This is a genomic window from Undibacterium sp. 5I2, assembly GCF_035019605.1.
Lineage (GTDB): Bacteria > Pseudomonadota > Gammaproteobacteria > Burkholderiales > Burkholderiaceae_D > Undibacterium.
In genome coordinates this window covers 70,061-96,903 of sequence record NZ_JASJVS010000005.1, presented here as the reverse complement: position 1 = coordinate 96,903, position 26,843 = coordinate 70,061, and the positions used below count along the sequence as shown (strand labels likewise).

General features: G+C 55.1%; 24 protein-coding genes. 17 read left to right on the top strand and 7 right to left on the bottom strand.

Going from position 1 to position 26,843, the window contains the following annotated elements; translation table 11 throughout:
• The first annotated feature begins 64 nt into the window (after nucleotides 1-64).
• From QN359_RS03580 to QN359_RS03570, 3 genes are all read left to right on the top strand, one after another.
• Nucleotides 65-580 carry a DNA-deoxyinosine glycosylase gene (locus tag QN359_RS03580; RefSeq protein ID WP_322247300.1) on the top strand — a complete coding sequence of 172 codons (516 nt, stop codon included), beginning with the start codon at nucleotides 65-67 and terminating at the stop codon, nucleotides 578-580.
• A gap of 128 nt (nucleotides 581-708) precedes the next feature.
• On the top strand, nucleotides 709-1,524 hold the full coding sequence (locus tag QN359_RS03575; RefSeq protein ID WP_322247299.1) for a spermidine synthase: 816 nt from the start codon (nucleotides 709-711) through the stop codon (nucleotides 1,522-1,524).
• A gap of 63 nt (nucleotides 1,525-1,587) precedes the next feature.
• On the top strand, nucleotides 1,588-3,372 hold the full coding sequence (locus QN359_RS03570) for a GspE/PulE family protein (RefSeq protein ID WP_322247297.1): 1,785 nt from the start codon (nucleotides 1,588-1,590) through the stop codon (nucleotides 3,370-3,372).
• Here QN359_RS03570 and QN359_RS03565 read toward each other — a convergent pair.
• Nucleotides 3,353-4,264, bottom strand: a complete 912-nt coding sequence (locus QN359_RS03565; protein WP_322247295.1) for a sugar nucleotide-binding protein — start codon at nucleotides 4,262-4,264, stop codon at nucleotides 3,353-3,355. The genes QN359_RS03570 and QN359_RS03565 overlap by 20 nt on opposite strands.
• A gap of 12 nt (nucleotides 4,265-4,276) precedes the next feature.
• Between QN359_RS03565 and QN359_RS03560 the strand changes: the two genes are divergently transcribed.
• On the top strand, nucleotides 4,277-5,299 hold the full coding sequence (locus QN359_RS03560; protein ID WP_322247293.1) for a CDP-6-deoxy-delta-3,4-glucoseen reductase: 1,023 nt from the start codon (nucleotides 4,277-4,279) through the stop codon (nucleotides 5,297-5,299).
• Between the two features lie 249 nt (nucleotides 5,300-5,548).
• Complete coding sequence (locus tag QN359_RS03555; protein WP_322247291.1) at nucleotides 5,549-6,739, top strand: acetylornithine transaminase; 1,191 nt, start codon at nucleotides 5,549-5,551, stop codon at nucleotides 6,737-6,739.
• Nucleotides 6,740-6,783: 44 nt separating this feature from the next.
• Here the strand turns inward: QN359_RS03555 and QN359_RS03550 are convergent, their stop codons facing one another.
• The gene (locus QN359_RS03550; protein ID WP_322247289.1) at nucleotides 6,784-8,562 is read right to left on the bottom strand and encodes a glycoside hydrolase family 44 protein; all 1,779 of its coding nucleotides are present in this window, start codon (nucleotides 8,560-8,562) and stop codon (nucleotides 6,784-6,786) included.
• A gap of 101 nt (nucleotides 8,563-8,663) precedes the next feature.
• On the bottom strand, nucleotides 8,664-9,512 hold the full coding sequence (locus tag QN359_RS03545) for a DUF2189 domain-containing protein (protein WP_322247287.1): 849 nt from the start codon (nucleotides 9,510-9,512) through the stop codon (nucleotides 8,664-8,666).
• Nucleotides 9,513-9,809: 297 nt separating this feature from the next.
• Between QN359_RS03545 and QN359_RS03540 the strand changes: the two genes are divergently transcribed.
• The 6 genes from QN359_RS03540 (at nucleotide 9,810) to QN359_RS03515 (ending at nucleotide 15,698) form a co-directional block, all read left to right on the top strand.
• Nucleotides 9,810-11,132: an ABC transporter permease gene (locus QN359_RS03540; protein ID WP_322247285.1), complete on the top strand. Its 1,323-nt coding sequence runs from the start codon at nucleotides 9,810-9,812 to the stop codon at nucleotides 11,130-11,132.
• A 41-nt stretch (nucleotides 11,133-11,173) separates the two neighbouring features.
• A complete protein-coding gene (locus QN359_RS03535; protein ID WP_322247283.1) occupies nucleotides 11,174-12,391 on the top strand; it encodes an FtsX-like permease family protein in 1,218 nt (405 codons plus the stop codon).
• Nucleotides 12,391-13,659 carry an efflux RND transporter periplasmic adaptor subunit gene (locus tag QN359_RS03530; protein WP_322247281.1) on the top strand — a complete coding sequence of 423 codons (1,269 nt, stop codon included), beginning with the start codon at nucleotides 12,391-12,393 and terminating at the stop codon, nucleotides 13,657-13,659. Before QN359_RS03535 ends, QN359_RS03530 begins: the two co-directional genes overlap by 1 nt.
• Nucleotides 13,660-13,673: 14 nt before the next feature.
• Nucleotides 13,674-14,348 carry an ABC transporter ATP-binding protein gene (locus QN359_RS03525; RefSeq protein WP_322247280.1) on the top strand — a complete coding sequence of 225 codons (675 nt, stop codon included), beginning with the start codon at nucleotides 13,674-13,676 and terminating at the stop codon, nucleotides 14,346-14,348.
• A gap of 95 nt (nucleotides 14,349-14,443) precedes the next feature.
• Nucleotides 14,444-14,755 (top strand): ORF6N domain-containing protein, encoded by a 312-nt coding sequence (locus QN359_RS03520; protein ID WP_322247278.1) that lies wholly within the window; start codon nucleotides 14,444-14,446, stop codon nucleotides 14,753-14,755.
• Between the two features lie 148 nt (nucleotides 14,756-14,903).
• Entirely contained in the window at nucleotides 14,904-15,698 is a 795-nt protein-coding gene (locus QN359_RS03515) for a substrate-binding periplasmic protein (RefSeq protein WP_322247276.1), read from the top strand.
• 11 nt (nucleotides 15,699-15,709) lie between these two features.
• Here the strand turns inward: QN359_RS03515 and QN359_RS03510 are convergent, their stop codons facing one another.
• Entirely contained in the window at nucleotides 15,710-16,813 is a 1,104-nt protein-coding gene (locus tag QN359_RS03510; RefSeq protein ID WP_322247274.1) for a DUF2855 family protein, read from the bottom strand.
• 188 nt (nucleotides 16,814-17,001) lie between these two features.
• On the opposite strand from QN359_RS03510, the gene QN359_RS03505 reads away from it, so the two are divergent.
• Genes QN359_RS03505 through QN359_RS03485 form a run of 5 tightly spaced genes read left to right on the top strand, consistent with a single transcriptional unit; the run spans nucleotide 17,002 to nucleotide 21,517 of the window.
• Nucleotides 17,002-17,628, top strand: a complete 627-nt coding sequence (locus tag QN359_RS03505) for a hypothetical protein (protein WP_322247272.1) — start codon at nucleotides 17,002-17,004, stop codon at nucleotides 17,626-17,628.
• A complete protein-coding gene (locus tag QN359_RS03500) occupies nucleotides 17,628-18,299 on the top strand; it encodes an ABC transporter ATP-binding protein (protein WP_322247271.1) in 672 nt (223 codons plus the stop codon). Before QN359_RS03505 ends, QN359_RS03500 begins: the two co-directional genes overlap by 1 nt.
• Entirely contained in the window at nucleotides 18,296-19,540 is a 1,245-nt protein-coding gene (locus QN359_RS03495) for an ABC transporter permease (RefSeq protein ID WP_322247269.1), read from the top strand. Before QN359_RS03500 ends, QN359_RS03495 begins: the two co-directional genes overlap by 4 nt.
• Before the next feature lie 12 nt (nucleotides 19,541-19,552).
• Complete coding sequence (locus QN359_RS03490) at nucleotides 19,553-20,281, top strand: outer membrane lipoprotein-sorting protein (protein ID WP_322247267.1); 729 nt, start codon at nucleotides 19,553-19,555, stop codon at nucleotides 20,279-20,281.
• Between the two features lie 3 nt (nucleotides 20,282-20,284).
• Nucleotides 20,285-21,517 carry a hypothetical protein gene (locus QN359_RS03485; protein WP_322247266.1) on the top strand — a complete coding sequence of 411 codons (1,233 nt, stop codon included), beginning with the start codon at nucleotides 20,285-20,287 and terminating at the stop codon, nucleotides 21,515-21,517.
• Between the two features lie 13 nt (nucleotides 21,518-21,530).
• Here QN359_RS03485 and QN359_RS03480 read toward each other — a convergent pair whose 3' ends face one another.
• Entirely contained in the window at nucleotides 21,531-22,643 is a 1,113-nt protein-coding gene (locus QN359_RS03480) for an HD domain-containing phosphohydrolase (protein ID WP_322247265.1), read from the bottom strand.
• A gap of 235 nt (nucleotides 22,644-22,878) precedes the next feature.
• On the opposite strand from QN359_RS03480, the gene QN359_RS03475 reads away from it, so the two are divergent.
• Nucleotides 22,879-23,223 (top strand): hypothetical protein, encoded by a 345-nt coding sequence (locus QN359_RS03475; protein WP_322247264.1) that lies wholly within the window; start codon nucleotides 22,879-22,881, stop codon nucleotides 23,221-23,223.
• A 62-nt stretch (nucleotides 23,224-23,285) separates the two neighbouring features.
• Here QN359_RS03475 and lpdA read toward each other — a convergent pair whose 3' ends face one another.
• On the bottom strand, nucleotides 23,286-25,412 hold the full coding sequence (gene lpdA, locus QN359_RS03470) for a dihydrolipoyl dehydrogenase (protein WP_322247263.1): 2,127 nt from the start codon (nucleotides 25,410-25,412) through the stop codon (nucleotides 23,286-23,288).
• 14 nt (nucleotides 25,413-25,426) lie between these two features.
• Nucleotides 25,427-26,755, bottom strand: coding sequence for a dihydrolipoyllysine-residue acetyltransferase (aceF, locus tag QN359_RS03465; RefSeq protein WP_322247261.1), 1,329 nt, complete (start codon nucleotides 26,753-26,755; stop codon nucleotides 25,427-25,429).
• Nucleotides 26,756-26,843: the final 88 nt, after the last annotated feature.

Sequence of the window (26,843 nt, the reverse complement as noted above, 5' to 3'; positions counted from 1 at the left end):
GCAGCAGCGGTTTTTCGTGCGCCAGATAGTAGCATCCCTCCCTGCCCATCTCATTCAAGCATCTATGCACCGTCGCCCTGCTGCCTTGCCACCTGATTTCAAGCGTTGCTTCGAGCCGGTCATCGACGCTGGCACGCGCTTGCTGATACTGGGCAGTTTACCCGGTGAGCAATCTCTGATGCGCAATGAATACTATGGGAATAAGCAAAATCGCTTCTGGCAACTGGTCGGTGCTGTCATCGATGCCGAGTTACACCAACTGCCCTACCCGGATAAACTGGCCACCCTGCTTCGGCATGGCATAGGCTTATGGGATGTCGTGGCCCAAGCGCAGCGCGCCGGCAGTCTCGACAGCCAAATTCGTGCGCGCGATGACAATGATTTGCTCGGTCTGTTGGCACAGCATCCCGGCATCACAAGCATCGCTTTCAACGGCGGCACCGCAGCCAAACTGGGCTTACGTGTGCTCGGCGCACAGGCCGCCCACTATCGCATCGTCGCGCTGCCATCGAGCAGTCCGGCCTATACGCTCGCGTATGCGAACAAATTGGCGGCGTGGTTGGCCTTGCGCGGATTTTAGACGCTGCCGGCGCAGACCGGACGCGGCGATAGCACGGGCATTGAGCAAGTAGACGGCAGCTTTCATGCGGTTACAAGAATTTTCCCGGTTTTTACCGATGCCATGACAGTAAAAGGTAAAATAGCGCCATGCTTATCAAACGAAAATCCATAGAAGCCGAAGCCAACCATCGCTCCGGCCCACGTGCTGCGGCCCCCAAAGCGCCGCGCAAAGTCCGCTACGCACCAGTCACCTTATCTGAACTCGATGGCGTACGCTATTTGCACTTCGGTACAGAATGGGTACAAGGTGCCATGCGCTTGCGCAAACCCGATGCAATCGAACTCGAATACGCCCAGCAAATGATGTGCTGGATGCTGTTCAATCCCAAGCCTGAACATATGGTGCAACTCGGTCTCGGTACCGGTGCACTGACCAAATTTTGCTATCGTCAATTCGAACAGGCGCGGGTAACGGCCATCGAACTCAACCCTTCCGTCATTTCAATTTGCGAAAGCATGTTCAAACTGCCGATGAATGACGAGCGTCTGAACGTCTACGAAATGGACGCCCTCAATTTTGTCAACGACCCGAATCAGCATGGCGGGGTCGATGCGCTACAGGTCGATTTATACGATGCCACCGCCAAAGGACCGGTGCTCGACAGCGCCGAATTTTACCAAGCCTGCGCTGCATGCCTCAAGCCCGATGGCATCCTGACCGTCAACCTGTTTGGCGACCATCCCAGTTATGCGCGCAATTTGAAAGCCTTGCGCTTCGCCTTCGCGCAGGTGCTGTGTCTGCCGGAAGTCCATGATGGTAACGTCGTCGCAATCGCCTTCAAACAAAAACAGAGTTTCGATTTCAGCGCACTGTATGCACGCGCCGATGAGATCAAAAGCGCCACCAAGTTACCGGCCAAATCTTGGGTTAACGGCTTGAAAGCGGCCTGCGACCCGCTGTGAATTTTGATGCCTCGCTTCGCTGTGCGGGGCATTCCCACCCACTCCTTTTTCCCGCCACCACCTATGACCAGCACCAGCAAACGCAGCCTTAATCTGCAACAGATTTTCACCTGGCTCATGGAAGACGGCATACTCAAAAAAGAGGAAGTGAAAGCGAAATTCAATGAAGCCCAAGGCTTGCTCAAAAACGGCCCGGCCAATATGCACCCCTTGACGGCAGCGGCCCAGTGCAAGCTGCATTCGGCCAAGCCGCCACAAGGCTTGCTGACGCTGGACTGGCTGACCGAATGGGCGGCGCGGAAAGTGCACCTGCCGTTCTACCGCATTGACCCGCTGAAAATCGACTTCACTTCGGTGTCGGATGTGATGTCGGTCAAATATGCCACGCGCTTCAATATTCTGCCGGTCGAATCGACGGCGCAGACCGTGGTGGTCGCCACCACCGACCCTTACAATCATGAATGGCAAGATGAAATCGCGCGCATTTCGCGCAAAGAAATTCGCCTGGTGCTGGCCAATCCGCTGGAAATATCGCAGTACATCGTGCAGTTTTTTTCTTTGGCAAAATCGATTAAAGATGCGCGTAAAAAAGACAGCGCCAACGATCTCGGCTTGCGCCAAAATTTCGAACAATTAGTCGAACTCGGAAAAACCAATAAACAAGTCGACGCCAATGATCAGCACATCGTCAATATCGTCGATTGGTTGTGGCAATTCGCGTTCGACCAACGCGCTTCGGATATTCATCTCGAACCCAAGCGTGATATGGCGACGATACGTTTTCGTATCGATGGTGTGCTGCATCAGGTGTATCAGGTGCCGGCAACAGTCATGATCGCCATGGTGGCGCGCATCAAACTCTTGGGCCGCATCGATGTCATCGAAAAGCGCCGCCCGCAAGATGGTCGCATCAAAACCCGCACCGCCGACGGTCAAGAAGTCGAATTACGCCTGTCAACCCTGCCGACCGTGTTCGGCGAAAAAATGGTGATGCGGATTTTCGATCCGGAAGTGGTCGTCAAAACCTTGCCCGAACTCGGTTTCCCCATCAACGATGCACGCCGCTGGGATGTGCTGACCAAGAAACCACACGGTATCATTTTGGTCACCGGCCCGACCGGCTCCGGCAAAACCACCACGCTCTACACCACGCTCAAGGCCTTGGCAACGACCGATGTCAATGTCTGCACCGTAGAAGATCCGATCGAAATGGTGGAAGCCTCGTTCAATCAAATGCAGGTGCAAGCGTCGATCGATTTAAGTTTTTCCGATGGCATACGCGCCTTGATGCGACAAGACCCGGACATCATCATGGTCGGTGAAATCCGCGACCTGGAAACGGCGGAAATGGCGGTCCAAGCCGCCCTGACCGGTCATCTGGTGCTGTCTACCCTGCATACCAATGATGCACCGTCGGCCATCATGCGTCTGCTCGAACTCGGCGTGCCGTATTACTTACTCGAAGCGACCATCATCGGCATTCTGGCGCAGCGTCTGGTGCGCACGCTGTGCCGTCATTGCAAAACACCAGACGGCGAGATCACCGATGCAGTTTGGCAAAGCTTGGTCGAAGACTGGGGCATCGCCAAGCCGAGCACCGTGTATCGTCCGGTCGGTTGCCCGGAATGTCGCCAAACCGGCTTCCTCGGGCGTACCGGCTTGTATGAATTACTCACCGTTACCCAGGGTTTCAGCAAGCTCATCACCAAAGAAGCTGATTTGTCTGCGCTGCGGGCACAGAGCATCAAAGATCAGATGCAACCCTTACGCATTGCCGGTGCCCTGAAAATCAGCGAAGGCATGACTACCGCCGATGAAGTCTTGAAAGTCACGTCGGCGCTGATTTAAGCAAATGTGCGGCGGCAGCCGCAGCAATACCCTGCGTCACACTCGGATAGCGCAAGCGTGCGCCGAGTTCGGCTTTGATGCGGGTATTGTGCATGCGCCGCGATTCCGACATAAATGACAGCAGCAGCGGCGACACCTGTTGCGCCAGCTCGGCACGTGCCAGACGCGGCGCGGCCGGTAGCGCAAAGGCGGCCGCGACGGCATCGAAATACTCAGCCATCTTGCAATCACTGTCATCGACCGCATGATACACCCGCTGCGGTCGTGCGCGCATCAATGAGAGTACGATCAGGTAGGCCAAATCATCGGCATGGATGTGATTGGTATAGACGTCATCAGCCGCAATCAAGGCCGGCGTACCCTTACGCAAACGATCGAGCGGCAAGCGCTCGGCCGCATAAATACCGGGCACGCGCAGAATAGATAAATGCGCGCGCCTGCCTCTGGCCCAAGCACGCAAGCTCTGTTCGGCCGCCACGCGGCGACGTGCCCGCGCATTCTGCGGTGCCACGCTGCGGGTCTCATCAAAACGCTGCGCGCCGCAGTCACCATACACCCCGGTGGTACTGATATACACCAGACGGCCGCCCTCAGGTAAAATGGCGATCAAATTTTGTGTGCGGCGATCGCCCTCGCCTTCGGCGCGCGGCGGTGCCAGATGGACAATCGTCGGTGCCAAGCCGGCTAAACGTGCCAAGCTGGCGCGGCAATCAAGGTTGGCTAGCAGCGGTATGGCACCGGCGGCGCGCAGTTCGGCGCAACGCGCCGGTTGACTGGTGACGGCAAAGATGCGGAAGCGCTCGCGCAGCAAGGCCAGCAAACGCAGGCCGACATCGCCACAGCCGATGATCAGCAAGCGTGGCTTGCCAGTTTTTTTCAAACGTGTTTTCATATTCAGGATTGTATGACTTTTCAAGTAACCGTAACACCCAGTGGTCGTCAATTCAGTTGTGACGACGGCGAAACCGTCTTATCGGCTGCTTTGCGTGCCGGCGTAGGCTTACCGTATGGCTGCAAAAACGGTGCCTGCGGCTCCTGCAAAGGCCAAGTCACGGCTGGCTCGCTGACCCATGGCAAACATCAGGAACGCGCGCTCTCGAGCGAAGAAGCGGCGCAAGGCATGGCGCTGTTTTGCTGCGCCCGTCCGAACAGCGATCTGAGCATTGTCGTGCGCGAAATCGCCGCCAGCAGCGATTACCCGCTCAAAAAAATGCCAGCCCGTATCGCCAAGCTCGAAAAACTCTCGGGCGATGTAATGCTCATGGCCTTGCAATTGCCGGCCAATGAAAGCTTACGCTACCGCCCCGGCCAATACATAGAATTTCTGCTGAAAGATGGCAAACGGCGCAGCTACAGCATCGCCAATGCCCCCCACAGCGAGACCCAACTCACGCTGCATCTGCGTCACATGCCCGGTGGTTTGTTCACCGATCAGGTTTTTTCCACCCTGAAAGAACGCGACATCGTCCGCTTCGAAGGCCCGCAAGGCAGTTTTTTTCTGCGCGAAGACAGCGACAAGCCGATCATTTTACTGGCTTCCGGCACCGGCATGGCACCGATCAAAGCCATCGTCGAACAACTGATACACAGCGGCTCAACACGCGCCATCACGCTCTACTGGGGCGCTCGTCGCCCGAGCGATTTGTATCTCGATGCCCTGTGCCAGCAATGGCCTGCCCTGCTGGCCAACTTCCGCTATGTGCCGGTAGTGTCCGATGCGCGGCCCGAAGACCAATGGAGCGGCCGCAGCGGCTATGTGCATCAAGCCGTGATCGATGACCATCCCGACCTCTCCGGCCATCAAGTCTATGCCTGTGGCGCACCGCTCATGGTACAAGCGGCGCAAACGCAATTGTCCGGCATCTGCCACTTGCCGGCCGAAGAGTTTTATGCCGATGCGTTCACTTCAGAAGCCGATTTGGCTTAAAACACGGTACTGGGAAAATTTATTTTGACGCAGTGCGGAAAAAGTCCTACACTGCGTTTTATGAAAATCTTCTCTGACATGTCTTCACCAAATATCGCGCGACGCCGACTCGCGCTGTGCGAGCCTGGGCCGACATATTAGTGAAACCGCGCCGTCACCGGACGCAAGCTAATCAAGCCACAGGCCTTTTCCTGTGGCTTTTTTCTTATTGATTACCCCGTATGCCCGCTCACCCTCAGGAGTCTTGAAATGGAATTCAGTCAGTACAAAGTTAATTCTCTGATGTACATCACCCCGCGTCCCGAAATCATCTTTACCGAGGGTCAGGGCATGTGGCTGACCGACCACAATGGCAAACGCTATCTCGATTACTTGCAAGGTTGGGCCGTCAATTGTCTCGGCCATAGTCCAGCCGTGATCCACGAAGCGCTGGTAGCGCAATCAAAAAAATTGCTCAACCCTTCGCCGGCATTTTATAACGCACCGATGCTGGAACTGGCTGGCATGCTGACGGCCGCCTCGTGTTTTGATCGTGTATTCTTTACCAACAGCGGTGCCGAAGCCAATGAAGGCGCGATCAAACTGGCCCGCAAGTGGGGGCAATTGCACCGCAACGGCGCGTTTGAAATCATCACCTTCGACCATAGTTTTCATGGTCGCACCCTGGCCACCATGTCGGCCTCCGGCAAACCGGGCTGGGATACGCTGTTTGCGCCGCAAGTCAGTGGTTTTCCGAAAGCCGATCTCAATGACATCGCCTCGGTAGAAAATTTGATCAGCGACAAAACCGTTGCCGTCATGCTCGAACCGATACAAGGTGAAGGCGGTGTGATACCGGCCAGTACAGAATTCATGCAAGCACTACGCGCCTTGACACAAAAACATGGCATTCTGCTCATCGTCGACGAAGTCCAATCAGGTATGGGCCGTACCGGCGAATTGTTCGCCTATCAATTGTCAGATATCGAACCCGATATCATGAGCTTGGCCAAGGGCATAGGCGGCGGCGTGCCACTGGGCGCGCTGCTGTGTCGCGAAGCGGTGGCTTGTTTCGTTCCCGGCGATCAGGGTGGCACCTATAATGGTGCACCGTTGATGACGGCGGTCGGCATCGCCGTGCTCAAAGAAATCAGCAAGCCCGGCTTTCTGCCACAAGTCAAACAAAGCGCCGCGTATTTGAGTGCCGAACTCAATAAATTGTCGGATGAATTTGGACTCGAAGGCGAACGCGGCGCAGGCTTGCTGCGCGCGCTCAAACTCGGCAGCCCGATCGGCGGCGCGATTGTCGAAGCGGCGCGTAATTTGGAACCGGTCGGTCTGTTATTGAATTCACCGCGTCCCGATCTGCTGCGCTTCATGCCCGCCTTAAACGTCACGAACGCAGAAATCGATCAAATGCTGGCGATGCTGCGCGGCGTGCTCAGCGAACTCAAAAAATAAGAAAAACGCGGATTAAATCGCAGCAGGATTTAATCCGCAATTACTCAGGGTTGCAGCACGAAGTGCAGCACCGATTGTGCCGGTAAACTGTAACTGAAACTATTCTTGGCAATCGCCGCGATGCCCTTGCGTGCACTGAGTGCCTGGCTTGAGGCATCGACGCCCCAAGCCTTGACGGTTTTGAAAGCCAGCGGATTTTTAATCTGTATGCTCGCTTTCACAGCCGTACTCAAACGATTGATGGCGATGATATGCAGGGTAGTCGGATCAGTGGCGCTGACGGCCGCATACACGCTGGCATTGGCATTATTGGTCGAAGCTGATTTAACCGAAATTTCCGGAAATACCGATTTATTTCCATCGTAATTGCGGAATAATTTGAAGCCGGCACCGATATACCCTTCCACATCACCAAAGTAACTGGCCATGTACACGCCCTGACGACCGAACGCCCCGAGCGCATCGGCTTGAGCGATAGCCCCGCTGACATCATCCTTGCCACCGAAATCGTATTCGGTCACGGCCAACTTGGTACCGGGGTAAAAATCGGCAATCGCCTGTTTCAATTTCGGCAGCACCTGCAAGCCGCGGCCATCGGTAAACCCGTAACCGCTTTGGGTAATCCAGCTCGGTTCGACATACGCCGCATCCCACAAGCTGCGCGCCGCCTGCACACGGTCGGCCGGCGTTTGCGAAGCTTGCGGATAATAATGGAATGACAGCGTATCGAGCAAGCGGCGACCGGCGGCCGTCGAGGCTTGTTTCATTTTATTCAAATACACATTGGCGAAGGTCATGCCATTGTAACGATAGCGATCGCCCGTGTTATTGCTCAGAAAAGGTTCTACATTGTAGCTGGCCCAATCAGCCGGTTGCCGTGTCTGCGCACCATCCCACACGGCCCACAAACTGAACAGACCAAGATAGCCGCTGACGGCCGGACCATAAGTCTCCGCGCTGCCATCCATGCGTTTCACGGTTGCCGCCAAGGCAGCATTTTTCTGTAACACATCGGCCACCGTCGTCACATTCGGATACAGCAGCGGATGCGTCCCCTCGCCATAAGCCGACGGCCACTGGTGCCACAGATCCGGTTCATTATCGAGCTCATACGCCTTGACGCCTTTAGCACTGCTGGCCGCACCATAATTTTTCAGTAAAAAATTGAGTTCTTCATCAATATACACGGTGGCGTCGCCGATCTGCGGCTGCAAACTCAAGGCCCCGGCACTGGCCGGCTTATCATTGACGATGCTGACCCAGCGGCTCAGATCGATGTTCGAAGCACCGGGTGCGTTTTGCCACAAGGCGGAACCGTTGCAACTGCCGGGTGGATAGAGATTGACTATATCTTTCGGCAATTTGCCGGCGGCCGGTAATTGCAGCAAGGAGTAGGTACCCAACAACAGCGACTGATCTTGAAAGCTCTTGAGCGCAGCCCCCGGTGCGTAATACGCCAAGCCGGCGGTCTGGGACGGATCACCGGCACCGGCCGTGGCACTGACACCGGCATTGGATGAATTGCACCAATCGGCACCGGAATTACTGACGCCATTTTCCCAGTTATAACTGGTCATATTGTTACCGCCAAGACGACGCGAAACCAAATTCAATTCCTGCAAATTGGCCAAGCCACCCTGATTTTGCAAACCGTTACGCCCGCTGCCATCGGCATACGCGTTATAGCCATAAATCAGCGGACTGATGGCTTTGCGTTCAGATTGGGTATCGACGCTTAAGGTGACGCTCTGGGCCAGCGCCAAGGCGCTATGACCGGCACACGCGCACAGCGTCAAGAGATGGAATAATTTCGATGGGTTCATGGGCCGCTCCACAAGACTACGCGCCAGCCACTATTTCCATATGGAAATAATTTGCGCGATGTGGACGTTATAGCGGATTAGTTTCCCTACATCAACATTACTTACACTTCGGTAACATTTGTCACATCTGCTTGCGCGACGGCATGCCCGACCACATCCTTGTAGGCATGCCAAGTGGCATGGCCGATCAACGGCATGAGCACGATGAAACCCAGATTCCAAGTAGCCAGACCGAGCGCGACCGAGGCCACAATCAACAAGGCCCAAACGATGCTAAGCGGCACATTGATGAACAAGGCAACACAACTGATGATCATGGCGGTAATCGCATCGGTATCACGATCGAGCATGAGCGGAATAGAGACCCAACTGATGGCAAACACAATGCTGGCAAAAATAAAGCCTATGCAGGCATACACCAAAATGAATTCGAGATGGTCTAGCGAAAACAGGTGCTGCAAAAAGCCTTGCATGGTCGGCATGCCCTTGTTGTAAAACAAAGCGAAAATGACCAAAGACGCACGCGCCCACACCATCAGCACCACCGCCAGCACCAAGGCCAAGACGCCGATATTGCTCCAACGCCCGCGCATGGAAAACACACTGCCCAGCAAACCGGAGCGCTGATTTTCCAAGCGCCGGCTGATATCGTACAAGCCCAACGCCAACAAAGGCCCGACCAGTAAAAAGCCACAACTGAGCGCCGACACATACTCGGGCGCATGATTGAGCACCAGATTGAGAAACCACCCCATCAAGGCAAAGCAAACGCCATACAGGAAACTGCTGCCACCCGAAGCCAGGCTGTCACGCCAACCCAACCGTAACCACCTGAAGGGCCGCAGCATAGCGACCCGGCGCAATGGTGGAAACACGGTGTCGCTGTCGATCACGGTATGGATATCGGGCGGCGCGCTGTCGGCTTCGCGCGTCTGCAACGGGTTCGCCATTGAATTCTCTCCTCGCCACATTAGAACAAAGAATTTAATACTAAGACAGTCGCGCCGCATTTGGCAATCGCTGCTGCGCGAAAAGCCCGATTACTGATATTGCAGTGCAATCAAGCGAGCCAGCTGGACCAAGCTGCATCCACCCATTTCGTCGCTGTCCTATTTGTGATCGCCTGATTTTCGTATTTTTACGAGACATCTGCGCTCGGTTACAAACTAAAATCATATTCTCCCCTCCGCAGTATCACCCGCGCTATTGAGATCATCCATGCGTGCCAGTTGAACGAGGTCTCGTCAATGTTTGCCTATTATCTGAAGTCAGGAATACGTAAGCTGCGCAGTCAATTGTCACTGACCATACTTCTGACTATCATCTTGGCGCTCGGCATTGCGGCCAGTGTCACCACGCTGACGATCTTACATGCTTTGTCGAGCGACCCGATTCCGCATAAGAGTGCTGACTTGCTCGTACCTGTCATCGACAATGGTCCCTTGGAGAACTATATTCCGGCGGCCCCGCGTTCAGCAGAAGATTCCCCCCACATGAGCTATCTTGACGCGAGCAATTTGTTGCGTTTGAAATTTGCCAAGAACCGCACTGCACTCTATAACATCCGAAGTTTAGTTGAATCACCAAAAGCCGGATCAGGTTTACTCAGCGTTCGTGGCGTGGCAACCACCAGCGCCTATTTTTCCATGTTTGAACTGCCGTTCAAGTATGGCTCTGCGTGGAGTGAGGATGACGATAACAAGGGCGCCAGGCTGATTGTCTTATCGCAAAATACCAGCACACAATTTTTTGGCACAGACAATCCGGTAGGCAAGCGTCTGCGTTTTCAAGAGCAAGACTTCACCATCATCGGCGTGCTCGCAGCTTGGAATCCTTTGCCGCGCTATACCAATCTCTTGAATGGAAAAAGCATGGTCGCCGGCGAGGATGAAATATACCTTCCGTTTCGCACGGCGATCGCCAACAAGTTTGAAAACAGTGGCAATCTATCTTGCTCCGGCTTGGTCGGCCCGGGCTTTCAAGGCGTGCTTGATTCGGAATGCCTGTGGATACAGTTTTGGTTTGAAACCGATTCGACCATACAAAAAATTCTACTGAAGCAGCAATTGGATGCTTACACCGCCGATCAAAAAAAATTCGGCCGCTTCCCGCGTCAAGCACCGAATGCCTTGTTCAATGTCAGAGAATGGATGGAATATCTGCACGTAGTCCCGAATGACAGCAAGCTGGCGACTTGGCTATCCTTGGGGTTTTTAGTCCTTTGTTTGGTCAATGCGAGCGGCTTGTTACTGGCGAAATTTTCTGCGCGCACGCTTGAGATCGGTATTCGTCGGGCGTTAGGTGCGACGCAAGCTGAGATTTTCAAACAGTACTTAACGGAATCCGTCGTACTTGGCTTAGCCGGCGGCACCCTGGGTTTGGCCTTCACTTATTTTTGTTTGTCGCGTATTGCCATGCACAGTGCCGATTTGGCCGTGACCGCTCAGCTCGATTTCACCATGCTGCTGCTCACATTTTTCCTATCCATCGCCGCCAGTGTTGCGGCCGCGCTGCTGCCGACTTGGCGTGCTAGCAAGGTCATGCCTGCCATTCAATTAAAATCACAATAAATTCAGCAGCCATGGATATTCGCCCGATCTTTTCAGCCTTAATGCGGAATAAGACTGCACCGTTCTTGGTGGCGATACAAATTGCCCTGAGCTTGGCAATTCTGTCCAATGCCATGCATGTCGTAAATATACGCCTCCATGATGCCCATCGCCCTAGCGGTTTGGCCGACGAAGCGAATACTTTTTCCATGCGCATCAGCGCTCATCTGCCGCTGAGCCAGGCGGAAAAAATCAGCTACCAAAAAAGAATAGTACAAGTGGCTTCGGCCGTCGCCGGCGTCGTTTCTGCAGCGGAAGTCTCGCAAATGCCGATGTCGCAAGCGGGCTGGAACGTTTCCATCTCTACCGATCGCCATCAAACACAGCCCAGTGCCATCGTCTCGCTGTACCTGTCGCCGGACTCACTGATCAAAAGCTTGGGCTTACAATTAGTTGCTGGCCGCGATTTCACCGACAGCGATGTTATCGAGCAAGATCCGGACGGCGAAAAAATCAAGCCTGATCAAGTGATTGTCACGCAAGCCTTGGCGCAGAATTTATTTCCGGATGCCGAAAGCTATACGGGAAAATCATTCTTTTGGGGCACAGGATCAGGCGCGAAAGAATCGCACATCATCGGTGTCGTCGCGCGCTTGCAAACACCGAGTGCGCCCAGCGCATCGGCAGCCGACTACTCCGTGCTGCTCCCTGTGAGAACGGCAAGCAGCTCACCGATGCTGGTGATCCGCAGCGAACACGGGCAAGTGCAGCGCGTAATCGCCGAAGTGGAAACGGCCCTACGCGCAGCCAGTACATTTCCCGTGCGGATAGACAGCAAGACCTCACTACAAGACCGACAACAACGCTATGGCAAAGAGATGAGCATCATCTCGATATTAGTCGTCGTCAGCGTGTTGCTGCTGATAATCAGCGCCAGCGGCATAGTCGGCGTAAGCAATTTATGGCTCACGCAGCGACGTCAACAAATTGGCATGCGACGCGCACTCGGTGCAAGAAAAGTCGACATCTTACGCTACTTCATTACGGAGAATGTGATGATCAGCACGGCGGGAATCGGCGGCGGCATGCTGTTGGCTATAGGCTTAAATCAGCTGCTGATCAATCAACTGGACATTGCCCCACTACCGCTCAGCTATGTCGCCCTGGGTGCCATCGGCTTGCTACTGCTCGGTGTCCTTGCCGCTGCGATGCCGGCGTGGCGCGCGGCCAGTATTTCGCCGGCAGTGGCGAGTAAAAATACATTCATAAGGGAAAGCTGATGATCAGAGATACTTCATCACAAGATGCCGTACTGATCGTTCCGACCTGGCAACGGCGTAAGTTTCTGATAGGAATCAGTATCGGCGCAATCGTCCTCAGCATCCTTGCCTTCTGCTTGTTCGCGGCTTGGCGTAACAGTGCCCACTCAGTGAGTATGGCGCGGCTGCGGCTGGCGACAGTCAGCCATGGCAACTTGGTGCGCGATGCGAGTGTCAATGGGAAAATCATCGCAGCCGTCAGCCCGACGGTATTTTCCAGCGCCAGCGGCACGGTCACCCTCACCGTCAAGGCTGGCGATACGGTCAAGCAAGGGCAGGTAGTGGCAGCGCTGGAAGCCCCTGATGTGAGCGAAGCCTTGAAGCGCGAACAATCGCATTACGAACAATTGGAAGCCGAAGTCGCGCGACAAAAAATACTCGCAAGTAAACAAAAACTCTTGGCACAACGCGATGCCGATCAAGCCGAGATTGAGCGCATGGCGGCAGAAAATGCCTATCGCCGGATCGAGAAAGCGGGTGGTTTAGGCGTCGTGCCTGAGAATGATTTCGCCAAAGTACAAAACACACTCAAGAGCGCGGAAATCCGTAGCAAACATGCGGCGGCAGCCGCAGAACTCGAGAGCGCGGATGTGCAGTTAGAGCTGAAGTCAAAAATCCAGCAATTGCAGCGACAAAAAGCTACGCTTAACTATGCCAAACGACGCGTCGATGCCTTACACCTGAGGGCACCAATCGACGGACTGATCGGTGTCGTCTCGGTACCGAATCGTAGCATGGTCGCAGCCGACAGCCCGGTGCTGAGTTTAGTCGATTTGTCTCAACTCGAAGTCGAAGTGGCGATTCCGGAAATCTATCTTGCCGATCTTGGTTTAGGGATGCGTGCCGAGATACACATAGCGGATAGAAAAGTTGCTGGCCAATTAGCTTCCATGTCGCCCGAGGTGTCCAATAACCAAGTCTTGGCGAGAATCCGCTTCGACGCTCAGCAACCAAGCGGCCTGCGGCAGAGCCAGCGCGTCAGCGTGCGCTTGCTGATTGAAGAAAAAAATAATGTCATCGTGGTGCAACGGGGACCATTCTTGGAACAGTTCGGTGGAAAGTTTGCCTACGTATTCAATCAAGGAATTGCCGAGAAACGCGCAATTCAAGTCGGTGCCGTCAGTGTCAGTCAAATACAAATCCTCGATGGCGTAACAGTCGGGGAACAAGTGGTGATCGCCGGCGCTGATGCGTTTGACAATGTCAACCGCATTTCCATACACAATTAAAGGTCGGATTATCTATGATACGAATGACACATCTCAGCAAAGTTTATCGCACTCATCAGATAGAAACCTATGCTCTGCGTGACTTTGACATCCATGTTAAAGAGGGCGAATTCCTGACCGTCACCGGCCCTTCCGGTTCCGGCAAAACCAGCTTTTTAAATATCGCCGGTTTGTTGGAAGAATTTTCCAGCGGTGACTATTTTCTCGATGGTGTCAATGTGAAAAACTTATCCGATGACGCGCGCTCGCGCCTGCGTAATGAAAAACTCGGCTTCATCTTTCAAGGTTTTAACCTGATTCCTGATTTGAATTTATTTGATAATGTCGATGTCCCGCTACGCTATCGCGGGCTACCTCGAGCCGAGCGAAAGGAGCGGATAGAAAGTGTATTGAAACAGGTCGGCTTGGCCTCGAGAATGCGCCATTTTCCTGCCGAATTATCGGGTGGTCAACAACAACGGGTGGCGATTGCACGGGCTTTGGCCGGCTCACCGCGCTTGCTGCTGGCCGATGAACCGACCGGTAATCTTGATTCCAAGATGGCGCATGCGGTCATGGAATTATTAGAACAAATCAATAGTCACGGAACCACGATTTTAATGGTCACCCACGACCCGGAGCTGGCACGCAGGACGCAGCGCACGGTTCATATCATTGATGGACAAGTGAGCGAGCCGCTCAGGTACTGAGATATGACGGTTTCCGGGACGCTGGCACGTATGGCGAAACCAGCGGCTAAGATAACAATCACACCGAAGAAACCACCACGCGAACAGGTGAAGGCATGAGCAGTCAAGCCAGCGTCACGCACACAAAGAATTTATCGACTGGAACGATTGCCAAACATATTGTGGTGTTGCGCGATCAAAAGGTGTTACTCGATACCGATTTGGCAGCGCTGTATGGCGTAACGACCAGTAGCCTGGGGCAAGCCGTTAAACGTAATCTGCATCGGTTTCCGGAAGATTTTATGTTTCAGTTGGATGCTGCCGAATGGGAATCTTTGAGATCACAATTTGTGATCTCAAACACAGGGCGCGGTGGTCGGCGTTATGCGCCGTATGCGTTTACCGAACAGGAACTGGTAGCGGTTTAAGCTCAAATCTTACCAACTATCTTGACAGATACCGAATCCACGATTCGCAGCGCCGCGACACGTATCACAATGAGCGTTATAATCATCAAAATACCATTCCGTTCCGCACCAAGCTGAGTTTTTTCGTAGAAAAATTATCGGTCTAAGCATGCTGCCACTTCACTGCTCTTTTTTCGTCCGCTATGCATGTGCGCTCCTGCTGGCGCTGGGTGCGGGTGCGGCTGCGCCGGCGTTGGCCGCCACGCCGCTGCTGCTGGCCGAGACGCGTGACGAAAACGGTGCGCTGGCACCGATACGTCCGGAAAACCGCAAAATCATCGCTTATTTCGAACGTGCCCTGCATCTGCAGTTTGAGATCCGCCGCTATCCGCTGCCGCGCGTGATAGAAAATGTCAAAGCTGGTGAGGGCTTGGGTTTTGGGATGTCAAAAACCAGCGAACGGCTCAAGGTCTTGGCTTATTCAGAAGCGGTAATGAGCGACTATATCTGGTTGGTGGTGCGTGACGACGCCAACTGGGATTACACCAGCTTGAATGATTTGAAGGGGAAATCGGTCGGCATTGTGCGCGGCATACGCTTCGGCGATGAAATCGACAGTCAAAGAAATCGGCTGTTCAAGGTCGAAGAAGATCAGCCGCAAACCAGTTCGCGGCTGAAAAAACTGCTGTCCGGTCGCATGGATGTCTTACTGTTCAATTCGCGCCTGCAGAATGCGAAGGACCTGGAAAACGAGCTCAATGGCTATTTGCAGGATAAAAATATTCGCAGCGATGCGCAGGCAAAATACCATATCCGGGTGCTGAGCAAACCCTTCTTGGCCGATGAAATTCATTTCGTGACCAGTTTACAGGGCGATACCAGTCTACTCGAGCAAATCAATGCCGCCATCATCAAAGGGCGCAAATCAGGCGAACTGCCGGCATTGATCAAGCTCGAGCACTGAGCAGCACAGGCTCAGTTCAAGCTCAGCACATGGCCCTCGTCGGCACTGACCTGACCGGCCAACATCCGTTCCACCAACGACACCACGGCCGCCGCACCGCGCCCGTGCTGCACGCGCAACCACGGCTGGTCGGCGTGCAGTACCGGTTGCATGAAACGCTGCCAAGCATCGGCAACACGTGCCTGCAAGCCGGCCGGCCCCCAATCGGCCAGCCGCAGCTTGATCTGTGCCGGCGCGAAAAACAATACCGGCCGCGCGCCAGGCAAATGCTGCGCGCCACCCAACTCATCCCAGTGAGTGCCACCGACAGCGCAACTGTAGCGCATCTGATCTTGATATTTTTCATGCAGGGCGGCGCGCAGTGAGGCGTTGCCGGCCATATCGACATACGCGACTGCATGTCCGGCATCGAGCGCCGCCAGATCCTCGTAGCAGTGCACCTCGTGGTAGACGCCGAGACTTTCGACGAAGGCGCGATTGGCCGCCGAAGTCAAACCGATCAGACGCACGCTTTGACGTTGCGCCAGTAAGAATGCCAGCCCATAGGCGGTCTTGCTGGACGCGCTGGAGATCAGTATATCGGTAGCGCCGAAATATTGTTGTTGATCGAGAAAATCATCAATCATGAAGGAAGTGATGAACAGCGGTCGCAACAACATTTGCTCGGCTTCGCTGGCGGCCGTATAGGCCGGGTCGGCATCAGTCAACAGATATTGATTGTACAGGCCATGCATTTCCTGACGATGCGGCGCGGTATCGCTGAAGCCGCCGGCGTGAAAACGCCCCGGTGTCACGCACAAGTGCGTGGCCATCGGGTAGTAACCATAGTAGCGCTGTCCGACTGCGATACCGTCAACGGTAGACAACACCACGTCGGCAAAACCCCAAACCGGGATATTGCCCCAGCCGCTGACGGTTGGAAAAAAATTCCAGTACTTCATTGCCGTACCAAACGCCGCATAGGTGACATTGTTTGCGGTAAATGCAAAATGATCGATTTTCAGCAGCACTTGACCACTCACCAGCGTGGCCGCCGTCGGAATCGTCAGGGGTATGACCTTGGAAACGTGGAGCTGGGCGCGGTCAACAATAAATTCGCAAGACTGATGGTTCATGGTGCTTCCCTCGGTATGTGAGCGGACCAGTATCACACAAACCACCACAACTGCAAAGCCACCGTCTACGCCACGCCACCTGCCGTTGACGGCAGGCGGCGGCGTTTGGTCGCATTCGCCTCGCCGCGGCCAATCGGAAAATTTATGCTGTCAGGGTCGAATCACACCAACCACTACAGGAGAAACGCATGAATCTTCGTTCCCAATATCTGCCGTTTATCGCCGCCACCGTGTTATCACTGAGCGCCAGCGCGCCGGCACAGGCATTTTCAGAAGCCGCGTTTCAGGCGGCATTCACCCATCTGATGCATCCCCATCAAACCGAACAAGCCGCGGCCGCGTTTACCGCGTTACAGCAGAGCGAACCCGGGAATCCGCTGTTACTCGCCTACCGTGGTGCCAGCACCGCGAAACGCGCGGCCGACACGATTTTTCCATGGAAAAAAATGGCCTATGCTGAAGAGGGTATGGCCATGCTCGACAAAGCTTTACAGTTGGCCAGCGTGGCACCAGCCATGCATGGCAACGTGCCGCAACAACTCGAAGTCAAACTCACGGCGGCTAACACCTTTCTGGCGGTTCCCGGGTTTATGCACCGCGCCGGCCAAGCCAAACAATTACTCAAGGATATGTTGAGCGACACCCGGCTGCAGGCCACGCCGCTGGCATTTCGCGCCGCAGTGTGGTGGTGTGCAGCGCAGCAGGCACGCGCGGAAAAAAATCTGCCGCTGGCACGTAACTACCTCAATCAAATCATCGAGCACCATGCCGAGCAAAGCGCGCAGGCCGTACAACTGCTCAAGGAGTTGAGCTGATGAAGCCGGTCATAGAAATGCATGCCGTCCACAAGTCCTACCGCCTCGGTAGCCACTTGGTGCAAGCTTTACGCGGTGTCGACTTGCAGCTCGCGGCGGGTGAATTACTGGCTTTAACCGGTCCTTCCGGTAGCGGCAAGAGCACCATTCTCAATTTATGCGGACTGATAGATCGTCCCGATAGTGGTGACATTCTGATCAATGGCGCAGACATCGGCGGCCTCAGTGAAACCGCACTAACGCTGTATCGCCGCGATCAGATCGGCTTCATTTTTCAGAGTTTCAATTTAGTGCCGGTGATGACGGTGGCCGAAAACGTCGACTATCCGCTGTTCTTAAGCGGCGTGCCGGCGGCTGAACGGCGCGCACGCGTGGCGGCGCAGCTGGCAGCAGTCGGTCTGGCGGAACATGCCGCGCATTTACCCGATGCGCTCTCCGGTGGTCAGCGCCAACGCGTCGCCATTGCGCGCGCCTTGATCAAGCGTCCGAGCCTGGTGATCGCCGACGAACCGACCGCCAGCCTCGATTCGCACACCGCCGATCAAGTACTCGATCTGATGCGCGAACGCGGTCATGCCGAAGGCGCTGCCTTCGTCATCGCCAGCCATGATGAACGCCTGACGCGGCGCAGTGACCGCATCCTCACTCTGCTCGATGGGAAACTGCAATGACAACTCTGAGCCACTTCATCATCAGCAACCTGACTTGGCTGCGCTTCGCGTTTCAAAACAGTAAACGCAATCGCCGCCGCTCACTGGTTACCGTCGCCATCGCCGCCTTGGGCAGCGCCGCCATTTTACTCGCCGGCGGCTTTGCCAGCGCCAGCTATCAAGGTCTGGCCCAAGCCGCGGCGCGCAGCAGCGGGCATCTGATCGTCGGCACGCCGGCGCACTTCAGCAGCGAAGAATACACGCCGCTGCAGTTCGGCATCAGCCATGCCGAACTGCTGACACAAAAGCTGCTGAGCGACCCGGCGGTACGGTATGTGCTGCCGCGGGTAGATTTCAGCGGCCTCATCAGCAACGGCGATAAGTCGACCATCATGCTCGCCATCGGTATTGATCCGGTAGCTGAATTTGCCGTCAAAGGGCCGTTTTTACGCTTACTCGAGGGAGAACTACTAAGCCCACATCCGTCCAGCGCCGAAGTCGTGCTCGGTGCCAGTCTGGCTAAAACGCTCAAAGCCAAGCCGGGCAGTATGCTGACGCTGATGGTCAGCACCAGCGCCGGTGCGCTCAATGCCTTGGACGTCACAGTCTCAGGTTTGGTCTCGACCGGCATCCCCGATATCGACAAGCGTCTGGTGTATATCGATATCGGCTATGCGCAAAAAATTCTGGTCAGCGACAAGGTGTCGAGTCTGGGCTTATTTTTAAACAGCATCGATGCTACCGCAGCGGCGCAACAGCGCTTGGCGCGCACACTGCCACAGATGCGGATTCACACTTGGTTGGACGAAGCATTTTTCTATCGCTCGGTGCGCGATTTGTATAACCGCATTTTCGGGGCGCTTGGTTTGATCATCACGATGATCGTCGTGTTTGTAGTTGCCAATGCCATGGCGATGGCGATCATTGAACGCACCCGCGAAATTGCGACCCTGCGCGCCATGGGTACGCTGCCGTCAGAACTGCGGCGCAGCATTGCCTTCGAAGGAATGTTTCTCGGTGCCGCCGGCGCCTGTGGCGGTGCCCTGCTCGCCGTGCTGGTCTCTTTGCTGCTGCTGCTCTTCCCGGTCGACATGCCGCCACCACCGGGACAATCGGTCGGCTATCCACTGTTGGTGAACATCGATGCCGCCATGTATCTGAGTACCATCGGCATGATGGTACTGCTGGCGATGCTGTCTGCCAGCCTGATCGCCGGTCGCACTCTGCGTACTTCCATCGTCGTCGCCCTGGCGCATAACTGATACGGAGTCATCATGAAATTTCTGTACATTTTTTCTCTCAGCATGCTTGTTTGTAGCAGCACGCAAGCGCTCGAAGTCGGCCCCATGTTGGCTGCAGCCGATCAAGTTCGACTGGGCAGTGGCAATCTGCAAATCGATACCCACATCACCACCGTCCAGCGCGACGGCAGTGTCGAAAAGGAACGCGACTATCTGGTGTATTCCCAGCAGGCACGCCAGTCACTGGTACTGATGCAAAGTCCGGCAGAGAAAGGCCAGAAAGTGCTGATGTCGGGCGATGACTTTTGGATGATACTGCCCGGCAGCCAGCGGCCGATGCGTATCACACCTATGCAAAAACTGCTCGGCGACGCCGCCATCGGCGATATCGCCACCACCAGTTGGGCCGGCGATTACGACGGCAAGTTGATCGGTGAAGAACAATGCGAGGCACAGCGCTGCTGGCATCTGAGTTTGGCGGCGAACCGAACATCACTGGCCTATCAACACATGGAATTGTGGTTATCGAAACAGCATTACCTGCCGCTGAAAGCCGATCTGTATGTGCAATCGGAAAAGTTGGCGAAGCAAGCGCGTTTCATTATGGATGCGACGCAGAGCAGTGTCGCAGAGATGGTCTTGATTGATCAGCTCAGCAGCCACAAAGAAACCCGGATACGCTACCTCAAGCGCACGGCCAAGAGCATTCCGGCGGCATGGCTCAATCCCATGTTTTTGGCTAAAAATCCGAGCTTGGAGTAAGCCATGCGCTCTCGCTTCTGTACACCGGCACTGCTGCTCGCTACTTGCTTATTCCAGCCCTGCTGCAGCGCCGAGCAAAGCGTCAGCGGCCAAGTCCGCACACTGTGGAATACGGCGATCGAAAACAGCCAAGGCCCGGCCGCCGCGGCCGATCGTTTACTGCCCGGCATCGTCGACATGCGCGCCGCAACTGGCGTAGTCGAGGGCGAGTTGCATGTCACGCTACCCGGTGTTTATGGCATCGCTACCGTACAAGCAGACAGTCACAAGTACAGCACGGCGTGGCTCAATGAATTGGTGGCAAATTATGATGCCGGCGCCTGGCAATACAGTGCAGGAAAAAAAATCCTCAGTTGGGATGTCGGCTACGCCTTCCGCCCGAATGATGTGATCGCACGCGAAACCCGCCAAGCTCTGGTCAGCAGCACCTTGATCGGTAGGCCGCTGGCGATGGCCGAATATTTTACGGCCGAGCAGGCCGTCACGCTGGTCTGGGTCAATCCCGGTCAGCATGCCGCCGGTGACAGCAATCGCGAGCCGGCCGTGGCGGCACGTCTGTATCAGCGCGCCGGCGCACTCGACTGGTATGGTTTCGCTCGCTATGGCCAAGACAGTGCTGCCAGCCTCGGCAGCGCGCTGGCTTGGGTCAGTAACGAAGCGCTGGAACTGCATGCCTCGTATCGCTATCTGCAGCGCGCTGAGCTAGCGGGGCTAGATAGCGCAGCCCCTTTACTCGCCAGCAGCACACCAGTGAACACGACTCTGCAAGCACCGGCGCAGCAAGCCTTGATCGGTCTGACCTACACCACCGCAACCCAGCACAGCTGGCTGCTGGAGGCGTGGTGGGATGGCACGGCAGCGCCGGCTGCCGTCTGGCGCGAGTGGAATGAGCGTAATCGTCAATTGCAGGCATTCGCTACACAAAGAAGCACATTGAGCAGGCCAGTGGCCGGCAATTTGGCATGGCAAACCGGCTTACTGTCAGCCAGTGCCAATCTGCGGCGAAAAAATCTGTTGGCCCGCTGGAGTTGGCAAAGCGGCGCTTGGCAATACGCTTTCGATACGCTCTACACCCCGGAAGACGCGGCGCATGTCAGTACCGCCAGCTTGACTTGGCAAGGTGACCGTTGGCATATCGACGCCGGACTGCGCCATGCCGGCGGGCCCAGCAAGGCGATACTGAGCCAGTTACCGGTGAGGGATAATGCTTATGTAGCGGCGACCTGGGCGTTCTGAAGCAGCAGTCTGCTTATTGTTTCATCATGATGCTGCGCACCACATCATTGAAGGTGGTAACCATCTCAGGATCAAACTGCACATGAATATTGGCATTAATTTCGGAAATCGCGCTGAGCAGACTTTTCTTGTAACTGCGATCGGAACGCTCGGCCGTGATCGAGCAGAAGGTGTCAATGATGGCCAGCATGCGCCCGCCCGGGTGGATGGCTTCGCCGACCAAGCCATTCGGATAACCGGAACCATCGTAGAATTCATGATGGTTAAGTACGATCTGAGCTGCTTCGTCCCAGCCACCGAAGCGTAGCAACAGTTGGCAACTGATCTGCACATGCTCTTGCACGATACGCAGCTCTTCGCGCGACAACATGCCTTCTTTGTTGTAAATCGCGTGCGGAATAAAGCTCATGCCGACATCGTGCATGAGCGCGGCGGCGCGCAATTGATCGGGGTTGACCGGAAAACCCAAGGCTTCATTGAATGAGGCCGCCAATTGCACCGTTTGCTCGCTGCGGTTTTTACGGAACATGGTCAACATGTCCATGCGCACCGACAGACTGCGCATCAATTCCATATCATCCGGCAAAGTCAATTCGACCTTGCCCAGTTTGTGATTGGTATTTTTTTCCACCACCCGCCCGCCCAAAGCCACGATGGCATCGCGAAACACGGCCGGCGTCAAACCATTGACGGTATTGGCTTGCAGTGCTTCGCACACATCGGACAAACGTCGCCGTTGAATTTCATCGGCCGCGCCGGTGGCGATCAACTCCGATAACAAGGCTTCGATCTGATCGGTGGCCAGCAGTAAAAATTCGCCGAGCTCAGGAAAATATTGTTCCGGATGCGCGCGCACCCGGGCAAACACTTCTTCTATTCTATGGAGTAAGGCATTGAGCGGTGCCAGTCCGACCATCTGACAATTCCCTTTAAGGGAATGCATGGAACGAAACATGCGGTGGATGTATTCGGTACCACCATGCTGATTCAAGGCTTTGACGCAGACTTCCACTTCGGCGCAGCATTCACGGGTGCAGTCGACGAAATCATCGATAATGCTGCGCTCCATTGCCAGAAATCCCGGGCAGCTGAATTTTTCAGCATTACTGACTGTGTTGGTGGTCATGGCGATCCGTCCTCGTCTCAATGTGGGCTACGCTGGCTCAGTGCAAGCTTGGGTCAATATAATGATAAATATAACTGAAAACGCGCAAGCCAAGGACTTATTGACACAATTTATCATTATCCGTCGTTTCGCGAAGCGACACATCGCTGCCACCGCGAGCAGGTCGAGAAATTTGCAACTTGCGAGGCAATTCGAGAGATAATGGCAGATCCGACACCAGCAGGGAGTTTGCAGATTGAAAGCCAGCCACCGATTATTGAGTACTCTGGCCACGATGCTGCTATTGAGCGCCTGCCAAAAAGCTGTCCGTAGCCCTGAAACGGTCACGTATCTGATCAAAGGTGACAAGCACAGCGCGATTTATCCACTCGATATCGTATCGAGCAGCGAAGATGTGCACATCCATTTACAGCCAGCCGCACCCGACCCGCAAGTGTGGGCGATGGAAAATAATGGCACTCCTGTGCAATTCAACTTCAGCCGCGAGGGCGATACACTGATCGTGCCCGGGAAATTCGAACATTTACAATTGCGTCATGCTCCCGATGGGGATATCGACATCAGCAAAATAGAAAAATAGAACTGCTTGATTGAAAAAAAACCCCGCTGATGTAAGGCAGCGGGGTTTTTTTACAACAGTATTTACTTCTTACGTTGCGGTGGCAAATCCGTACAGACGCCTTTATACACTTCCGCCGCCATGCCTATCGATTCGCCCAGCGTTGGATGAGGATGGATGGTTTTGCCGATATCGACGGCATCCGCACCCATTTCTATGGCCAAGGCGATTTCACCGATCATATCGCCGGCATGCGTGCCGACCATGCCGCCACCAACGATGCGTTTGGTTTCTGCATCGAATAACAACTTGGTGAAGCCTTCATCACGGCCATTGGCCACTGCGCGACCCGAAGCCGCCCATGGGAAATGACCTTTTTCGTATTTGATACCCTTGGCTTTGGCATCATCTTCGGTCAGACCCACCCACGCGACTTCCGGATCGGTGTAAGCCACCGATGGAATCACGCTGGCATCGAAATAGGCTTTCTCACCGGCTGCCGCTTCGGCTGCCACATGCGCTTCATGCACAGCTTTGTGGGCCAACATAGGTTGACCGACCAAGTCGCCGATGGCAAAAATATGCGGCACGTTGGTGCGCATTTGTTTGTCTACGTTGATGAAACCACGCTCGCTGACTGCCACGCCAGCTTGGTCGGCGGCGATTTTTTTACCGTTAGGACTACGACCGACTGCTACCAGCACCAAATCATACAATTGTGGCGCAGGTGAGGCGACCGCAGCGTCAACGCTTTCGAAGCTGACTTTAATTCCTTCCGGCAGGGCTTCAACGGCGACCGTTTTGGTTTTCAACATGATGTTGTCAAAACGTTTTTCATTAAATTTCTGCCAGACTTTGACCATGTCACGATCAGCACCCTGCATCAAGCCATCCATCATTTCGACCACGTCGATACGCGCACCCAAGGTGGAATACACGGTGGCCATTTCCAGACCGATGATGCCGCCGCCGATGACCAGCATGCGTTTTGGAATCTGCCGCAATTCCAAGGCACCGGTACTGTCGACAATCCGCGGATCGGCCTGTTCCTTGGCACCGATAAAGGGCAAATTCACCACCGCAGAACCAGCTGCAATGATAGCTTGCTTGAACTGTATGGTCTTGCGCGTGCCATCGGCGGCGGTCACCGTCAGGTGATACGGGCTGACGAATTGTCCTACGCCCTGCTCCACAGTGACTTTGCGCGCCTTGGCCATGCCGGACAAACCACCGGTCATTTTTTTGATCACGCCGTCTTTATACGCACGCAATGCATCGATATCGATCGCCGGCTTGGCATACGTTACGCCATGCGCGGCCATGGTAGCGGTTTCATCGATCACTGCAGCCACATGCAACAAGGCTTTCGAAGGAATGCAGCCGACGTTGAGGCAAACACCGCCTAAAGTGGCATATTTTTCGACCAACACGGTTTGCATGCCCAGATCAGCGGCACGGAACGCCGCCGAATAACCGCCAGGACCAGCACCAAGCACCAGCATCTCGCATTCGAGATCAACCGTGCCGCTGTAATTGCCAGCGGCTGGGGCGGCTACGACTGCTGCTGTCGCTGCTGCCGCTGCCGGTACTGTAATTGCAGCCGCGACAGCAGGGGCCGCCGTGGTGGTTTCCAATTCCAGCAAAGGCGTGCCTTCGGCGACTTTATCGCCGACCTTGACTTTGATAGCCCGTACCACACCGCCCAAGCTGGTCGGAATTTCCATACTGGCCTTGTCCGACTCAACCGTGATCACCGACTGATCGAGCTTGACGGTATCGCCAACTTTGACCATGAGTTCGATGACTTCGACTTCTTTGAAGTCGCCGATATCGGGCACATTCACGGTGACCAGCGTTGCTACCGCCGCGGCTGCAGCTACAGCGGCTACTGGCGCGGCCGGCGTTGCTGCGGCCGCAGGCGCTGCGGCTGCCACCGGTGCTGCTGCAGTTGCCGGTGCAGAGACGGCAGCAGCGCCGGACTCTAATATCAGCATCAAGCCACCTTCGGCGATTTTGTCACCGATTTTGACGCGTAATTCTTTGATCACACCAGCATGACTCGATGGAATTTCCATACTCGCCTTGTCCGACTCGACCGTCACCAAGGATTGATCGACCTTGACCGTATCGCCTACCTTCACCAGCAACTCAATGACTTCGACTTCTTTGAAATCGCCGATATCGGGCACTTTGACTTCGATTGTACTCATCGCAGATTCTCCGTTTACAGCAGGGTTTTACGCAAATCAGCCAAGATATCGCCCAAATAGGCGGAGAACTTGGCGGCCATGGCACCATCGATGACACGGTGATCATACGACAAAGACATTGGCAACATCAGGCGCGGCACGAACTGCTTGCCATCCCATACCGGTTTCATGCTCGACTTGGACAAACCGAGGATCGCCACTTCAGGCGCATTGATGATAGGCGTAAACGCCGTGCCACCGATACCACCGAGGGAAGAAATGGTAAACGTAGCGCCTTGCATGTCGGCCGGTTTGAGCTTGCCATCGCGGGCCTGGGCTGACAATTCACCCATTTCCAGCGCGATTTGCGAAAGCGTTTTTTGGTCGGCATTCTTAATCACCGGCACCACCAAGCCATTCGGCGTATCGGCGGCAAAGCCGATGTTGTAATACTGCTTGAGGATCAGGTTGGCACCGTCAGCATCGAGCGAAGCATTGAAAGCCTTGAATTTTTTCAGTGCCGCTACGCTGGCCTTGATGACGAACGCCAGCATGGTCAACTTGACGCCGGATTTGACCAAGGCATCGTTGGACGATTTGCGGAACTCTTCGAGGCCGGTAATATCAGCTTCGTCGAAGTGCGTGACATGCGGAATCATGACCCAATTGCGATGCAAATTCGGACCGCTGAGTTTTTTGATGCGCGACAAAGGCAGTAATTCGGTGGCACCGAATTTACTGAAGTCCAGCGATGGCCATGGCAACACGTCGAGACCGACGCCGCTGCCGGTTTTCGCCGGTGCTGCCAAAGCTGCCACAGCAGTGCTGCCAGCCATGATGCCCTTGACAAAGTTCTGTACATCTTCTTGGGTGACGCGGCCTTTTTGGCCGGAACCGGCAACGCGTGCCAGATCGACGCCGAGTTCGCGTGCATATTTACGTATCGATGGCGAAGCGTGGGCTTTGCCGGCCGCAGCGGTGGCTGCCGGTGCGGCAGCTGCAGCCTGAGCAGGAGCCTGAGCAGGCGCAGGCGCTGCCGGTGCCGCAACTGTCGCAGCAACTGCAGGTGCCGCCACCGCTGCCACGGCTGGCGCTGCAGCTGCAGCTGGAGCAGGAGCAGCAGCAGCAGACGCCTCCACCACCACCATGGCCGAGCCTTCAGCGATCTTGTCGCCAACCTTGACTTTAATTTCGGTTACCACACCGGCATGGCTAGATGGAATTTCCATGCTGGCCTTGTCCGATTCAACTGTAATCAACGATTGATCGACCTTGACCGTATCGCCGACTTTCACCATCAGTTCAATGACTTCGACTTCCTTGAAATCGCCGATATCGGGCACTTTGACTTCAATTGTACTCATAGGATTAGCTCCGTTATGTTCTTCAGATAAGAGAAGCGCGGCACGCGGCAGCGCTTCCGAAGGCCGGCAACCAGTGCCGCCGACCCAG

What these genes read in the sequence shown, in the direction of transcription:
- QN359_RS03535 (WP_322247283.1), top strand. Translation starts at nt 11,174, where the DNA reads ATGCGGAATAAGACTGCACCGTTCTTGGTGGCGATACAAATTGCCCTG.
- QN359_RS03565 (WP_322247295.1), bottom strand. Translation starts at nt 4,264, where the DNA reads ATGAAAACACGTTTGAAAAAAACTGGCAAGCCACGCTTGCTGATCATC.
- QN359_RS03560 (WP_322247293.1), top strand. Translation starts at nt 4,277, where the DNA reads ATGACTTTTCAAGTAACCGTAACACCCAGTGGTCGTCAATTCAGTTGT.
- QN359_RS03555 (WP_322247291.1), top strand. Translation starts at nt 5,549, where the DNA reads ATGGAATTCAGTCAGTACAAAGTTAATTCTCTGATGTACATCACCCCG.
- aceF (WP_322247261.1), bottom strand. Translation starts at nt 26,755, where the DNA reads ATGAGTACAATTGAAGTCAAAGTGCCCGATATCGGCGATTTCAAGGAA.
- QN359_RS03510 (WP_322247274.1), bottom strand. Translation starts at nt 16,813, where the DNA reads ATGAACCATCAGTCTTGCGAATTTATTGTTGACCGCGCCCAGCTCCAC.
- QN359_RS03485 (WP_322247266.1), top strand. Translation starts at nt 20,285, where the DNA reads ATGCGCTCTCGCTTCTGTACACCGGCACTGCTGCTCGCTACTTGCTTA.
- QN359_RS03550 (WP_322247289.1), bottom strand. Translation starts at nt 8,562, where the DNA reads ATGAACCCATCGAAATTATTCCATCTCTTGACGCTGTGCGCGTGTGCC.
- QN359_RS03545 (WP_322247287.1), bottom strand. Translation starts at nt 9,512, where the DNA reads ATGGCGAACCCGTTGCAGACGCGCGAAGCCGACAGCGCGCCGCCCGAT.
- QN359_RS03525 (WP_322247280.1), top strand. Translation starts at nt 13,674, where the DNA reads ATGATACGAATGACACATCTCAGCAAAGTTTATCGCACTCATCAGATA.
- QN359_RS03570 (WP_322247297.1), top strand. Translation starts at nt 1,588, where the DNA reads ATGACCAGCACCAGCAAACGCAGCCTTAATCTGCAACAGATTTTCACC.
- QN359_RS03515 (WP_322247276.1), top strand. Translation starts at nt 14,904, where the DNA reads ATGCTGCCACTTCACTGCTCTTTTTTCGTCCGCTATGCATGTGCGCTC.
- QN359_RS03480 (WP_322247265.1), bottom strand. Translation starts at nt 22,643, where the DNA reads ATGACCACCAACACAGTCAGTAATGCTGAAAAATTCAGCTGCCCGGGA.
- QN359_RS03490 (WP_322247267.1), top strand. Translation starts at nt 19,553, where the DNA reads ATGAAATTTCTGTACATTTTTTCTCTCAGCATGCTTGTTTGTAGCAGC.
- QN359_RS03495 (WP_322247269.1), top strand. Translation starts at nt 18,296, where the DNA reads ATGACAACTCTGAGCCACTTCATCATCAGCAACCTGACTTGGCTGCGC.
- QN359_RS03500 (WP_322247271.1), top strand. Translation starts at nt 17,628, where the DNA reads ATGAAGCCGGTCATAGAAATGCATGCCGTCCACAAGTCCTACCGCCTC.
- QN359_RS03540 (WP_322247285.1), top strand. Translation starts at nt 9,810, where the DNA reads ATGTTTGCCTATTATCTGAAGTCAGGAATACGTAAGCTGCGCAGTCAA.
- QN359_RS03530 (WP_322247281.1), top strand. Translation starts at nt 12,391, where the DNA reads ATGATCAGAGATACTTCATCACAAGATGCCGTACTGATCGTTCCGACC.
- lpdA (WP_322247263.1), bottom strand. Translation starts at nt 25,412, where the DNA reads ATGAGTACAATCGAAGTCAAAGTGCCCGATATCGGCGATTTCAAAGAA.
- QN359_RS03520 (WP_322247278.1), top strand. Translation starts at nt 14,444, where the DNA reads ATGAGCAGTCAAGCCAGCGTCACGCACACAAAGAATTTATCGACTGGA.
- QN359_RS03505 (WP_322247272.1), top strand. Translation starts at nt 17,002, where the DNA reads ATGAATCTTCGTTCCCAATATCTGCCGTTTATCGCCGCCACCGTGTTA.
- QN359_RS03580 (WP_322247300.1), top strand. Translation starts at nt 65, where the DNA reads ATGCACCGTCGCCCTGCTGCCTTGCCACCTGATTTCAAGCGTTGCTTC.
- QN359_RS03575 (WP_322247299.1), top strand. Translation starts at nt 709, where the DNA reads ATGCTTATCAAACGAAAATCCATAGAAGCCGAAGCCAACCATCGCTCC.